Raw genomic sequence first — 12,804 nt, 5'->3', positions numbered from 1 at the left:
GATTTTGAAAGAGGCACAGATGCGCAGAAAACTGGCGGCGGGTAACTGGAAGATGAACGGGCTCGGCGCCTCTCTCGCGGATCTGCGTGTGCTGGCCGACAGCCACCCCGAGCCTTCTGTCGATCTGCTGATCTGCCCGCCCGCCACGCTGCTGCATCCGGCCCGCGCGATCACCGAGGGCACCGCCATCGCGCTCGGCGGTCAGGACTGCCACACCGAGGTCAGCGGCGCATTCACCGGCGACCTCTCGGCCGAGATGCTCGGCGATGCGGGCGCGACGGCGGTGATCCTCGGCCATTCCGAACGGCGCGACAAGCATCGCGAGACTTCCGAGGAGGTCCGCGTCAAGGCGCGCGCGGCCCATGCGGCGGGGCTGATGACGGTCATCTGCCTTGGCGAAAGCATGTTCCAGCGCGAGGCGACGAACACGCTCGACATCATCGGCGCGCAGCTGTCGCTGTCGGTGCCCGACACCTCGACCGGCGAGAACCTCGTGATCGCCTACGAACCGGTCTGGGCCATCGGGTCCGGCATGACTCCGACCCCCGAACAGATCGGCGAGGTCCACACCTTCATGCGCGCCCGGCTGGAGAAACGCTTCGGCCCCGGTGTCGGCCGGTCGGTGCGGCTGCTCTACGGCGGGTCGGTCAAGGCGGCGAACGCGGCCGAGATCTTCTCGATCCCCGACGTCGACGGAGCCCTCGTCGGCGGGGCGAGCCTGAAGGCCAGCGACTTCAGCCCGATCATCGAGGCGCTGGAATCCGCCTGACCGGCATACTCCCATGATGGCGCTTCTGTCGCAGCATTTCCTGATCGTTCTGGCGGGTCTCGCCAACGCGCTGATCGTCATTCTGATCCTCCAGCAGAAGCGGACGCCTCAGTCCGCGCTGGCGTGGATCCTCTTCGCCTTCCTGCTGCCCTACCTCGCCCTGCCGCTGTGGTTCGTGCTGGGCATCCGCAAACGCAACCGCAAGATCACGCCGCTGGCCTTTGACGAAACGGTGGACGACGATCCCGACCTTCACCCGCTGGCGCGCACCTTCGCGCGGCTCGGCGGGCCGCCCGCGTCGCATGGCAACGGGCTGACCCTGCACGAAACCGGCGAGGAAGCGCGCGAGGCGCTGCATGAGACGATCGACGGCGCCCGCCGGTCCATCGACGCCCTGTTCTACATCGTGGACGACGACGAGGCCGGGCGCGAGTTCGTGCGCCGCCTGACGGCCCGCGTGCATGACGGGGTGAGCGTCCGGCTGATCCTCGACCGGCTGGGCACCCTGACCCGCCCCAGGGCCGAGCTGGAGAATTTCACCGCCGCTGGCGGACACCTCAAGTTCGTCTCGCCCTTCCTGTGGGGCGGCGACAACAGCCACCTGAACCTGCGCAACCACCGCAAGATGGTCATCGCCGACGGCGAGGTGACATGGGCCGGCGGCCGCAACATCGGGCAGCAGTACCTGACCGGCGACGAAACCTCGTGGACCGACCTGAGCTTCACGGCCACCGGCCCGGTCGTCCACCGCTTCTGCGAGGTCTTCGCCTCGGACGGGGACGCGCCGGTGATCGAGGAACCGGCGGATCACTGGACCGGCCCCGCGAACCTGCAGCTGCTGGCCGCCGGACCGGACGAATCCCGCGACGTTCTGCATGACGGGCTGGTCAACGCGATCCACGCGGCGCAGGACCGGGTCTGGATCTCGACCCCCTATTTCGTGCCGACGGAACATCTGGCGCAGGCCCTGAACACCGCCGCCCGGCGCGGCGTGGACGTCCGGGTCATCGTGCCCCGCCGGTCCAACAAGCGGATGACCGACTTTGCGCGCGGGGCCTACCTGCGCGACATCCAGCGGGCGGGCGGACACGTGCTCTGCTACGACGGGATGCTGCACGCCAAGGCCGGGATGATCGACGACGCGGGCTGGGTCGGATCGGCGAATTTCGACGTCCGCTCGATGCTCCTGAACTTCGAACTGGCGCTCTTTGCCTATGACGAGGACACGGTAGAGACGCTGGCAAAGTGGTTCGCCTCTGTCGAGGCGCGCACGACCGAGGGCGTGCCGCAGGTCGGCCCGTTCCGCCGCACGGTCGAGGGGCTGTTCCGCCTCAGCGCGCCGATGCTGTGAGCCGGAAACGGAAACGGCGCCCGCGTGGGGCGCCGTTCCGAAGCGTGAAGGCTTCGCCTTACTTCGTGATGATCTCCGGCCCCATCAGCAGGGTCGGCAGCCATGTCGAGATGATCGGGACATAGGTCACGATGATCAGGAACACGAACAGCACCCCGAGGAACGGCAGCGCGGCCTTGACCACCCGCATCATCGGCATCCCCGCCACGCCGGACGTGACGAAGAGGTTCAGACCGACCGGCGGTGTGATCATCCCGATCTCCATGTTCACGACCATGATGATCCCGAGGTGGATCGGGTCGATCCCCAGTTCGATCGCGATCGGGAAGACCAGCGGCGCGACAATGACCAGCAGGCCCGACGGCTCCATGAACTGGCCGCCGATCAGCAGGATCACGTTCACGACGATCAGGAAGACCACGGGGCCGAAGCCTGCGTCCAGCATGGCCGAGGCGACCTTCTGCGGGACCTGCTCGTCGGTCAGCACGTGCTTGAGGATCAGCGCGTTGGCGATCACGAACATCAGCGTGACCGTCAGCTTGCCTGCCTCGAACAGCGTCTTCTGGGTGTCGCGGTGGAACCATGCCGTCACCAGCGCGATCGGCTTCTCGATCAGCGACAGGTTGCGCGCCTGACCCGGACGGGACAGCGGGCCCATGTCGCGGTAGATGAAGACGGCCGCGATGAAGGCGTAGACCGAGGCGACGGCGGCGGCTTCGGTCGGCGTGAAGATCGCGCCGGTGATGCCGGGGATGCCGTAGATCCCGACCATGATAATCACGATCAGCATCAGGCCCCAGAAGGCATCGCGGAAGCTGTCCCAGATCTCGCCCCAGCCCAGCCATTCGCCGGCGGGCATGTTGCGGATGCGCGCCATGATCCAGATCGCGACCATCAGCATGGTTCCCGCCATCAGGCCCGGAATGACGCCCGCGAGGAACATCCGGCCCACCGACACGTCGGTCGCGGTGGCGTAGACCACCATCACGATGGACGGCGGGATCAGGATTCCGAGCGTGCCGGCGTTACAGATGACGCCTGCGGCGAAATCCTTGGTGTAGCCCGCCTGCGTCATCGCGCCGATGACGATGGAGCCGATGGCGACCACGGTCGCCGGAGAGGACCCCGACAGCGCCGCGAAGATCATGCAGGCAAAGACGCCCGCGATGGCCAGACCGCCGCGCAGGTGCCCCACGCAGGCGATGGAGAAGCGGATGATCCGTTTCGCCACCCCGCCGGTCGACATGAAGGACGACGCGAGGATGAAGAACGGGATCGCCAGCAGGGTGTAGTGCCCCACGAAGGCTTGCATCAGAGTCTGTGCGATGGAGGCCAGCGAGGTCTCCGAGAACATCAGCAGGAACAGGATGGACGAGAAGCCCAGCGAGACGGCGATCGGCACGCCGATCAGCATCAGGCCAACGACCATCACGAAGAGAAGTGCGACTTCCATGGCTCAGACCTCCCCCCGCTGCGCGCGGACTTCGGCGAGTTCGTCCTCGACCTCGTGGCTGGCGACGATGCGGTCGATCTTGCCGGTCCAGACCCGGACCGCGACCTGGGTGAACCGGAACAGCAGCAGCGCCATCGAGATCGGCAGCACCGCATAGGGAATGAAGCGCGGCAGTTTCTCGTAGGGTTCGCCCTCGTTCATCATGTCCTCGAGGAACTTCAGGAACCACGGATTGGGGATGTCATTGACCTCGTACCAGCCGTTGGCCCGGAACTTCTCCTGGAAACCCAGCGGGAACCAGCGGCCCTCGGTCTGGGGCAGGTTGGCGAAGTTCGCCCAGTAGTCCCATGCGCCCTTGAGCAGCAGGAAGGCGAACATGATGCAGACGGCGATGGCCATCAGGCCCAGCACCTTGCGCGCGCCCGGGCCGACCATTTCGAGCAGGGCGTCGACGCCCAGATGTGCGCCCTTCTTGACGGCGTAGGACGCGCCCAGAAGAACCATCCAGCCGAACAGGAACACGGTCAGTTCCAGTGCCCACAGGATGTTCGAATTGAAGACGTAGCGGGCGACCACGTTCGCGAATGTCACGAGTGTCATGACGCCCAGGATGACCGCGATGAGGGTTTCCTCGATGCGGTCCATGAAATTGTCGTCCGGTGCTGGATGCATCGGCCTATCCCCCTTCTGACGATCCCCGTCGGCCGGTTTGAGAAGGGGGCGCGGGCTTCTGCGTCCCGCGCCCCCCGTCTGGCGTGTCTATACCACGTTTCCGCGGTCAGTGCGTCGCGTTGATCTTCTGCGCCGCTTCGATGGCGTCCGCGCCAACGTCGCCTTCGAACTGCGACCAGACCGGCTTCATCGCGTCGACCCATGCCTGGCGCTGCGTCTCGTCCAGTTCGCGGATGACGGCACCGGCGTCGAGGATCGACTGACGGGCTTCCAGGTCGACTTCGTTCACCGCGGCGTTCCGTTCGTCGGTGACTTCGGTCAGGATGGTCATGAACTGGTCGCGCACGTCGGCGTCGAGGCTGTCCAGCCAGTCGACCGAGGCGACGACGAGGTAGTCGATCACACCGTGGTTGGTTTCGGTGGTGCCGTCCTGAACCTCAAAGAACTTCTGGCCGAAGATGTTGGACCAGGTGTTCTCCTGACCGTCCACAACGCCCTGCTGCAGCGCGCCGTAGACTTCCGAGAAGGCCATTTTCTGCGGCGAGCCGCCGATGGCTTCCATCTGGGCGACCAGCACTTCGGAGGGCTGAACGCGGAACTTCAGGCCCTGTGCGTCGGAGGGCAGCAGCAGCGGCTTGTTGGCCGACATCTGCTTCATCCCGTTGTGCCAGTAGGCCAGACCCTGCAGGCCGCGGCGCTGCATGGAGTCGAGCAGCGCCTGCCCGTCGTCGGATTTCTGGAACGCGTCGACCGCTTCGATGTTCTTGAACATGAAGGGCAGGTCGAACAGGCGGAACTTCTTGGTGAAGGTTTCGAACTTGGACAGCGACGGCGCGGCCAGCTGGACGTCGCCCTGCAGCATCGCCTCGAGAACCTGGTCGTCGTTGTAGAGCGTGGAGTTCGGGTAGACCTCCATGCAGGCCTTGCCGTTCATCTCTTCGTTCACGCGGTCCTTCAGCATCTCCGCGGCAATGCCCTTCGGGTGCTTGTCGGTGTTCGTCACGTGCGCGAACTTGATGACGGTCTCGCCTGCATCGCAATTGGCCAGCGCGGCGCCAGCCGAAACGGTCAGGGCCAGCGCGGTGGCGGCCGTGGTCAGGAATTTCATCGGTGTCTCCTCCCGGTATCCGGACGATTCTCGGGCTCAATCAGCCCTCGATCCGGGAGGTATGGGATGGGGAAGAAGGCGACAAGCGAATGTGATGACGTCACGGCGTCAGGCAATTTTCCATTTTATTACAATTGATTAAACAGAGACGCCTGACCAGCCGTCAATCTTCACCGGCCGGGCTGTGCGAAATCCCGCACGTCCCTTCAGCCAGCTGTGCGGATTCCCGCACACTACCGGAAGTCCTCCGGTTTCAGCCCGTAGCGCGCCAGCTTGTCGTAGAAGGTCTTGCGCGGCAGTTTCAGGGCCACCGCCGCCGCGCTGGCGTGTCCGTCGTGCCGCCGGAGCGCCGCAGCCAGCAGCGACCGTTCCACCTGCGCCATCTGTTCGGCCAGCCCGGTGTCCGCGCCCTCGTCCTGCCCGCCGGCCTTCATCCCCAGAACGAAGCGCATCGCCTCACTCATCAGCGCCCGCGCGTTGCCGGGCCAGTCGCGCGCCATCAGCCCCGCGACGACCTCTTCGGTGATCTCGGGCGCGGGCAGCCCGGCCTGCTCGGCCGCCTGGGCCACATATTTGCGGAACATGACCGGGATGTCCTCGGGCCGTTCCGAAATGGCCGGGATCCGCACCCGCATCACGTCCAGCCGGTAATAGAGGTCCGGGCTGAACGTCCCCTCCGCCACGGCCTTTTCCATATCCACCGAGGCGCCCGCGATCAGCCGCACGCCCGCCCCCTGCTCCAGCCGTTCCGTCACGGCGAACTGGGTGTCCTGCGGCATCGCCGCCACCTCGTCCAGGAACAGCGATCCGCCCTTGGCCTCGGTGCATGCGGCCTCGAACGCCTCGCGGGTCAGGCCTGCCGAGGGGCGCTTGACGAAGGGCAACCGCGCGGCGGCGGACATCATGTGGATGACTTCGGCGATCTTGGACACGCCCGCACCCGGCGCGCTGGTGATCAGCACCTCGGCCGCCGTGCCCGCCGCCTGCCGGACCTGTTCCCGCAGCCGGTCCGACAGCTCCGACGTGCCGAAAATCAGGCGCGACGCCGGATCGCCCGCCCTGAGCTCGGCCTTGAGCCTGCGGTTCTCCAGCACCAGGGCGCGGGTCTTGAGCGCGCGTTCCACCACCGGCAGCAGGTCTGCCGTTGCGCAGGGTTTCTCCAGAAACCCGAAGGCCCCCTTGCGCATCGCGTCGACCGCCATCGGGATATCGCCCTCGCCGGTCAGCAGGATGACTGGCAGTTCCGGGTCCATGTCCTGCGTGTAGGTCAGCAGGTGAAACCCGTCGCGCCCCGGCATCCGGATGTCCGACAGGATGATGCCCGGAAACTCCGGCAGGATGTGATCCTTTGCCTCTACGAAACTGCCCGCCGTCAGCGGATCGAGATCGGCCAGTTCCAGCGTCTGGCCAAGCGCCTCGCGCACGGCCGCGTCGTCGTCGACCAGCAGGACACGCCGGATCATGCCGCCTGCTCCCCTCGCCACGGCTCAAGCTCCACGGTGAACTCGGCCCCGCCGCCCTCAGCGTTCTGGCCACGGATCGCGCCGCCGAAACTCTGCACCAGCCCGTAGGAGATCGACAGGCCGAGCCCCATCCCCTCGGAGGCCCCGACTTCCTTGGTCGAATAGAACGGATCGAAGATCTTCTCCGGCGCAGCGATCCCCGGCCCGGTGTCGCGCACGCGGATGACAGGGCGCGGCGCCGCCTCGATCACGACACTCAGCTTCCGCATCTCGCCACCCGACATGGCATCGGCGGCATTGGCGATCAGGTTCACCATCACCTGCCCCAGCCGGACCTCGCCCCCCATGGCCCAGACCGGCGCGCCCGGCCGCTCCCATTCCAGTATCACCCCGTCCTTGGCCAGCCGCGCCTCGGTCATCTCCAGCGCCGTCTCGACCACCGCGACCACGTCGATCCGCCGCACGGGCTCGTTCTCCTGCCGCGCGAAGGCGCGCAGGTTCCGGATGATGCGCCCCATCCGCCCCGCAAGCTCCGCGATCCGCCGCAGGTTGCCCGCCGCCGCATCGGTCTTGCCGCGCTCGAGGAACAGCCCGCCATTCTCCGCGAACTGCGAAATCGCCATCAGCGGCTGGTTCAACTCGTGGCTCAGCCCCGCCGACATCTGGCCGAGCGCCGACAGCTTGCCCGCCTGCACCAGATCGGCCTGCGCCTTCTTCAGCGCCGCCTCGGCCTCCTGCCGCTCGGCCACCTCGCGCCTGAGCGCCGCGATCGCGCCCGACAGCTCGGTCGTCCGCTCCATCACGCGGCTTTCCAACGTGGCGTTGGCCACCGCCAGAACCCGCCGCCGCTCCATCGCCCAGAACAGGATCGCCGCGACCACCAGCCCGACCAGGCCCACCACCGCCGCCTGCAGCCAGGCCAGCCGCCGCGCCGGGGCGACGTCCACCAGCGCCTCGGCGCGCATGTCGATGGTCGGCAGGTCGCGGACGATGTGCAGACCGACCGCAGGCAGGTAGGGCCCCCACTGCATCCGCCAGACCTCGTGCCCGCCGCTGTCCGAGCGCGCGCGCGGCATCGCCTCGCCCACCGAGGGCTGCAGCCCGGCCTCCGACCTGCGCCAGAACAGGATCTCGGACCGGTTCGAAATGAAGACCTCGCCCACCTCGTCGGTGAAGAACACCGCCGGCCGGTCGCCGCGCCATTCCCGCTCCAGCGCCTCGACATCCACCGCCACGACCAGCGCGCCCTGCACGCCGCCGCCCGGAAAGAAACGGGGCGCGGCGACGTAGAACGCCCGCAACCCAGTCGAGGGGTCGATCCCGTGCCCGGTCCCGAGCGCCCCGTCGAAGGCGCGCCCGACAAAGCCGCCGGCGATCAGCGCCGCCTCGGCCTCGGGCTGGCTGCCATGGGCTGCCGCCTGCACCCGCCCCCGCCCGTCGAGATAGAATATGTTCAGCACGCTGGTCCGGTCCGCCGCATGCTGCAGGACCTCGTCCGCGCGCGGCCCGGTCAGCTCAGGATGCACCGCCATCAGCACGGCCAGGTCGCGATAGCGCTGCAGCTGTCCCGTCAGCCGGTCCGAGGCCAGCGCCAGGTCCGCTTCACCCCGGCGCGCCAGCCCGTCCAGTGCCTGATCGTAGCCGTAGCGCCAGACCCCGGCGGCCACCAGAGCCACCGCGGCCACCACGGCCAGCACCGCACCCGCGCGTCTGGTTGCCTTTCCGATCATGGCGGGCAATCTAGCCGCGCCCCCGTGCCTTGCAAAGCCCGCAGCCCGACAGGACGCCATGACCGACCTCACACAGTCCCCGACCGAGCCCGCTTTCGTGCAGGACCCCTATCCGTTCTACCGCGCCGCGCGCGAACAGGGCCCGATCCACCACTGGACCGATTACGGCATCCGCTGCGCCTTTTCCCACGCCGCCGTATCGCATTGCCTGCGCGACCGCCGGTTCGGCCGCGAGGCGCCGCCGGAATGCGCCCCCGCGATCCCCGACCGCCTGCGGCCCTTCTATGACATCGAGGCGCATTCGATGCTCGAGCTCGAGCCGCCCCGCCACACCCGCCTGCGCCGCCTCGTGCTGGCCGCCTTCACCTCGCGCCGGATCGCGGAAATGGGCCCCGAGATCGCGGCGCTGGCCCGTGATCTGGCAACTGCCCTGCCGCGCGACGGCACCGCCTTCGACCTGATCCCCGCCTTCGCGAACCGGCTACCGATCGCGGTGATCTGCCGCCTGCTCGGCGTCCCCGAAGAGATGAGCGACCAGCTCCTGCGTTGGTCGAACGACATGGTGGCCATGTATCAGGCCCGCCGCACACCCGAGATCGAGGCCGCCGCCTGCGACGCCGCCACCGCCTTCTCCGACTTCCTGCGCAGCTACGTGGAGGAGCGCCGCAGCCGGCCCGCCGACGACCTGCTGACGCAGCTCATCGCGGCCGAGGAGGATGGCGAGGCGCTTTCGACAGACGAGCTGATCTCGACCTGCATCCTGCTGCTGAACGCGGGGCACGAGGCGACGGTCCACACCATCGGCAACGGTGTGAAACTGCTGCTCGACCACGGCCACGGGCCAGAGGTTCTGACCCCCGACACCGTCGACGGCACCGTCGAGGAGATCCTCCGCCATGACCCGCCGCTGCACATGTTCACCCGCTGGGCATACGAGGACATCGACGTGATGGGCCACCAGTTCCGGCGCGGCGACCGTGTGGGCCTGATGCTCGCCGCCGCCAACCGCGACCCCCGGGTGTGGGAAGACCCCGACCGCTTCGACCCCACCCGACCGGTGCGCCCCAACACCAGCTTCGGCGCCGGGCTGCACTTCTGCATCGGTGCCCCCCTCGCCCGGCTGGAACTGCGGATCGCTCTCCCGGTCCTCTTCGAACACCACCCCGGCCTGCGCATCGCCGAGCCGCCGGCCTACGCCGATCTCTACCACTTCCACGGTCTCGACAGCCTCGTCCTCGCCTCCGGCTGAGGCAGACGCCGCGCACCCTGCTTCTTCTGGTTCCAAATACCTCGGGGGAATCGGGCCTTCAGGCCCGATGGGGGCAGAGCCCCCGAACCGCCCGGCCCGTCAGGCGCGCGCCCAGACCGCCAGCACATCGCCCCCCACGGGGCGCAGCTCGCGCAGACGGAACCGCGGCGCCTCGGCCAGATGGTCGAGCCCGAGCGCGCCGATCGCAGGCCAGCCCTCGGCCCCGATCACCAGCCCCGCGCTCATGCCGACCAGCTCATCGACCAGCCCCGCCTGCAACAACGCGGCCGCCAGCGCCCCGCCGCCCTCGCAGAACACCCGCGTCAGGCCGGCCCCGCCAAGCGCTGCGAGCACGCTCTCGGGATCGAGGCTCCGCCCCGTCACCCGGCAGGGCAACAGCCGCGCGCCCCGCGCCTCCCATGCCGCCAACCGGTCCGCCGGGGCGTCGTCGCCGTGGCACAGCCAGACCGGCACCTCGCCGGCGGTCCGGGCCAGCACACCGTCCTCCGGCAGGTCGAGATGGCGGCTGACGATTACCCGCACCGGCTGATGCGGCGCGCCCATGTCGCGCACGGTCAGCGAGGGATCGTCGGCCCGCGCCGTGCCCGCGCCCACCATCACCGCGTCATGGCGCATCCGCATCGCATGTACCATCCGCCGCGCCTCGGGCCCGGTGATCCACTGGCTTTCGCCCGTGGCCGTGGCGATGCGCCCGTCAAAGCTCGACGCGAGTTTCATGGTGACGAACGGCCGCCCGTCCCCGACCTTCAGAAAGAACCCGGCGTGATCCCGCGCCGCCTCGTCCGCCATGATCCCGGTCGTGACCTCGATCCCCGCCGCCCGCAGCATGGCAAAGCCCTGCCCGGACACACGCGGATCACTGTCGCTGAGCGGGGCCACCACCCGCGCCACACCCGCAGCGATCAGCGCCTCGGCGCAGGGCGGGGTCCGTCCGTGATGCGCGCAGGGTTCCAGCGAGACATAGGCCGTCGCGCCGCGCGCGGCATCACCGGCCTGCGTCAGCGCAACCACCTCGGCATGGGGCCTTCCGCCCGGCTGGGTCCAGCCGCGTCCGACGATGCGGCCGCCCTTCTCGATCACGCAGCCGACCGCAGGGTTGGGCCAGGTGTTGCCCATGCCCCGCCGCCCCAGCGAAAGGGCAAGCGCAATGTATCGGAGGTCGTCCGCCCCGGCCATCGCCGGGGGCCTAGTCGTCGTGCTCGGCGGTCTTGCCGTCCGGGCGCAGTTCGCTCACGAACTTGTCGAAATCGTCGGCCGCCTGGAAGTTCTTGTAGACGCTGGCAAAGCGGACATAGGCCACGGTGTCGATCCGGGCCAGGGTCTCCATCACGATCTCGCCGATCGCCTTGGAGGGAATGTCCGTCTCGCCCATGCTCTCCAGCCGCCGGACGATGCCCGAGATCATCTGGTCGATCCGCTCGGGATCCACGGGGCGTTTCTGCAGGGCGATTCGGATCGACCGTTCCAGCTTGTCGCGGTCGAAATCCTCGCGCCGCCCGTTCGACTTGATGACGACGAGGTCGCGCAGCTGCACCCGCTCGTACGTGGTGAACCGCCCGCCGCAGGCCGGACAGAACCGCCGCCGCCGGATCGAGACGTGATCCTCTGCCGGACGCGAGTCCTTTACCTGAGTGTCGACATTACCGCAAAACGGACAACGCATTGTCCTGTCCCCTATCCCTACATACCTGTGGGGTCGGGCCCCACTTGTCCACAGCCACTATAGGCGGTCCACTGAGTTTTGGGTAGAGCGGAAATCAACGACCCAGATATACTGCGACCCGCCTGACATGAGGCGCGCGGCGGTGTTCGACCAGGTAAATTCCCTGCCATGTCCCCAGCACCGGCGCACCGCCCGCGACCGGGATCGACAGCGACACCGGCAACAGCGCCGCCTTGATATGGGCGGGCATGTCGTCCGGGCCTTCGTAGGTGTGGGTGAGGTAATCCATCGAAGGATGGTCCGATGGGGGAACGAGGCGGTGCAGGTATTCGGTCAGGTCGGCCCTGACCTCCGGATCCGCGTTTTCCTGTATCAGCAGCGAGGCCGAGGTGTGACGGACGAAGAGCGTGAGCAACCCTTCCCGCTGGCCGGTTCGGCTGACCCAGCCGGTCACGTCACGGGTGAACTCGTAAAGACCCGGACCGGATGTTTCGATGCTGAATTCGGTCGAGGACATGCGTACCGCTCCGCCGGACATGACTGCGCCCCCGGTTAGACCGGGGGCGTGCAGCGGCGCAAGTGGCGCGGTGTCAGTCGCCGCTGGCCGATACGTAGGGCATGCTGTCCGGCAGAACCGCGCAACGCGGCCCGAAACCATAGGGCACACCCGGCAGCGTGGGGCCGAAGCCCGCGTCGTCGTCAGGCAGGTTGAAGGCCCACTGGAACACCGCGGCACAGCGGCTCAGCTCACCCGGACCGACTTCGACGCGGATGGCGTCGGTCAGAACGACACGCTGCGGCTCGGGTCTCGGGACTTCGACGGTTTGTGCAGCCAGCGGTGCGGCGGTCAGGATGACGGCAACGGCGGCGGCAAGTCTTGGAAAGCTGGTCATGAGCGTTCCCCCCTGTTCTTCAAGGAGGCAACGCCCGAACGGTCAGTTTGGTTTCAGAAAACCTTCAACCTCTGCGCGAAATGTGGCCGCGCAGGTTATTCCGCAACGCACCGGGCCGTCGGGCCGCTGGCACCATGCATTTTCACATCGGCGACGAAGGCGCTGTCGACCGGCGGCTGCATGACCTGCATCAGCGTGGCGATACAGCGCGACAGATCCTCGGGCGCCACGCGGATCAGGATTTCCTGGTTCGCGCTGCCCGGATCGGGGCGCGTCAGGTCATTCATGGGCAGCGAGGAATAGGCGGCCCAGGCCGCAGAAGCGGTGGCGATCGTGATGGCAGTAACCAGCGTGGCAGCGCGGCGCATGTCGTGTCCTCCTTGGCTGGGGAAACAACGCGGTGCAGCCACAAAAAGTTGCACCGGGCATCCC

Annotated in this window: 13 protein-coding genes; 3 read left to right on the top strand and 10 right to left on the bottom strand. The window is 67.8% G+C overall.

The window, feature by feature from the left end; genetic code table 11:
* The first annotated feature begins 19 nt into the window (after positions 1-19).
* Both tpiA and ATO6_RS12150 read left to right on the top strand, forming a co-directional pair.
* Positions 20-769: a triose-phosphate isomerase gene (gene tpiA, locus ATO6_RS12155; RefSeq protein WP_088624287.1), complete on the top strand. Its 750-nt coding sequence runs from the start codon at positions 20-22 to the stop codon at positions 767-769.
* Positions 770-782: 13 nt separating this feature from the next.
* Positions 783-2,120 carry a phospholipase D-like domain-containing protein gene (locus ATO6_RS12150; protein WP_254919134.1) on the top strand — a complete coding sequence of 446 codons (1,338 nt, stop codon included), beginning with the start codon at positions 783-785 and terminating at the stop codon, positions 2,118-2,120.
* A 58-nt stretch (positions 2,121-2,178) separates the two neighbouring features.
* Here ATO6_RS12150 and ATO6_RS12145 read toward each other — a convergent pair whose 3' ends face one another.
* The 5 genes from ATO6_RS12145 to ATO6_RS12125 form a co-directional block, all read right to left on the bottom strand.
* Positions 2,179-3,573, bottom strand: a complete 1,395-nt coding sequence (locus tag ATO6_RS12145) for a TRAP transporter large permease (protein ID WP_088624286.1) — start codon at positions 3,571-3,573, stop codon at positions 2,179-2,181.
* A 3-nt stretch (positions 3,574-3,576) separates the two neighbouring features.
* Positions 3,577-4,245, bottom strand: a complete 669-nt coding sequence (locus ATO6_RS12140; protein WP_088624285.1) for a TRAP transporter small permease — start codon at positions 4,243-4,245, stop codon at positions 3,577-3,579.
* Between the two features lie 106 nt (positions 4,246-4,351).
* Positions 4,352-5,353 (bottom strand): DctP family TRAP transporter solute-binding subunit, encoded by a 1,002-nt coding sequence (locus ATO6_RS12135; RefSeq protein WP_088624284.1) that lies wholly within the window; start codon positions 5,351-5,353, stop codon positions 4,352-4,354.
* Between the two features lie 233 nt (positions 5,354-5,586).
* A complete protein-coding gene (locus ATO6_RS12130) occupies positions 5,587-6,816 on the bottom strand; it encodes a sigma-54 dependent transcriptional regulator (protein ID WP_088624283.1) in 1,230 nt (409 codons plus the stop codon).
* On the bottom strand, positions 6,813-8,546 hold the full coding sequence (locus tag ATO6_RS12125; RefSeq protein ID WP_088624282.1) for an ATP-binding protein: 1,734 nt from the start codon (positions 8,544-8,546) through the stop codon (positions 6,813-6,815). The genes ATO6_RS12130 and ATO6_RS12125 overlap by 4 nt, the downstream gene beginning before the upstream one ends.
* Positions 8,547-8,604: 58 nt before the next feature.
* Here ATO6_RS12125 and ATO6_RS12120 point away from each other — a divergent pair, with 58 nt between their 5' ends.
* Positions 8,605-9,795 carry a cytochrome P450 gene (locus ATO6_RS12120; protein ID WP_088624281.1) on the top strand — a complete coding sequence of 397 codons (1,191 nt, stop codon included), beginning with the start codon at positions 8,605-8,607 and terminating at the stop codon, positions 9,793-9,795.
* A 99-nt stretch (positions 9,796-9,894) separates the two neighbouring features.
* On the opposite strand, the gene ribD is transcribed toward ATO6_RS12120, so the two are convergent.
* The 5 genes from ribD to ATO6_RS12095 form a co-directional block, all read right to left on the bottom strand.
* Positions 9,895-10,992 carry a bifunctional diaminohydroxyphosphoribosylaminopyrimidine deaminase/5-amino-6-(5-phosphoribosylamino)uracil reductase RibD gene (ribD, locus tag ATO6_RS12115; RefSeq protein WP_088624280.1) on the bottom strand — a complete coding sequence of 366 codons (1,098 nt, stop codon included), beginning with the start codon at positions 10,990-10,992 and terminating at the stop codon, positions 9,895-9,897.
* 10 nt (positions 10,993-11,002) lie between these two features.
* Complete coding sequence (nrdR, locus tag ATO6_RS12110; protein ID WP_088624279.1) at positions 11,003-11,479, bottom strand: transcriptional regulator NrdR; 477 nt, start codon at positions 11,477-11,479, stop codon at positions 11,003-11,005.
* A 94-nt stretch (positions 11,480-11,573) separates the two neighbouring features.
* Positions 11,574-11,996, bottom strand: coding sequence for a secondary thiamine-phosphate synthase enzyme YjbQ (locus tag ATO6_RS12105; RefSeq protein WP_088624278.1), 423 nt, complete (start codon positions 11,994-11,996; stop codon positions 11,574-11,576).
* A 73-nt stretch (positions 11,997-12,069) separates the two neighbouring features.
* Entirely contained in the window at positions 12,070-12,372 is a 303-nt protein-coding gene (locus tag ATO6_RS12100; RefSeq protein WP_088624277.1) for a hypothetical protein, read from the bottom strand.
* A gap of 95 nt (positions 12,373-12,467) precedes the next feature.
* The gene (locus tag ATO6_RS12095; protein WP_088624276.1) at positions 12,468-12,740 is read right to left on the bottom strand and encodes a hypothetical protein; all 273 of its coding nucleotides are present in this window, start codon (positions 12,738-12,740) and stop codon (positions 12,468-12,470) included.
* Between the last annotated feature and the right edge of the window lie 64 nt (positions 12,741-12,804).

Source organism: Oceanicola sp. 22II-s10i (genome assembly GCF_002210105.1).
Taxonomy (GTDB): Bacteria; Pseudomonadota; Alphaproteobacteria; order Rhodobacterales; family Rhodobacteraceae; genus Pseudooceanicola.
Note: the sequence above shows the minus strand (reverse complement) of the source record. Positions and strands in the feature narration are given on the sequence as shown.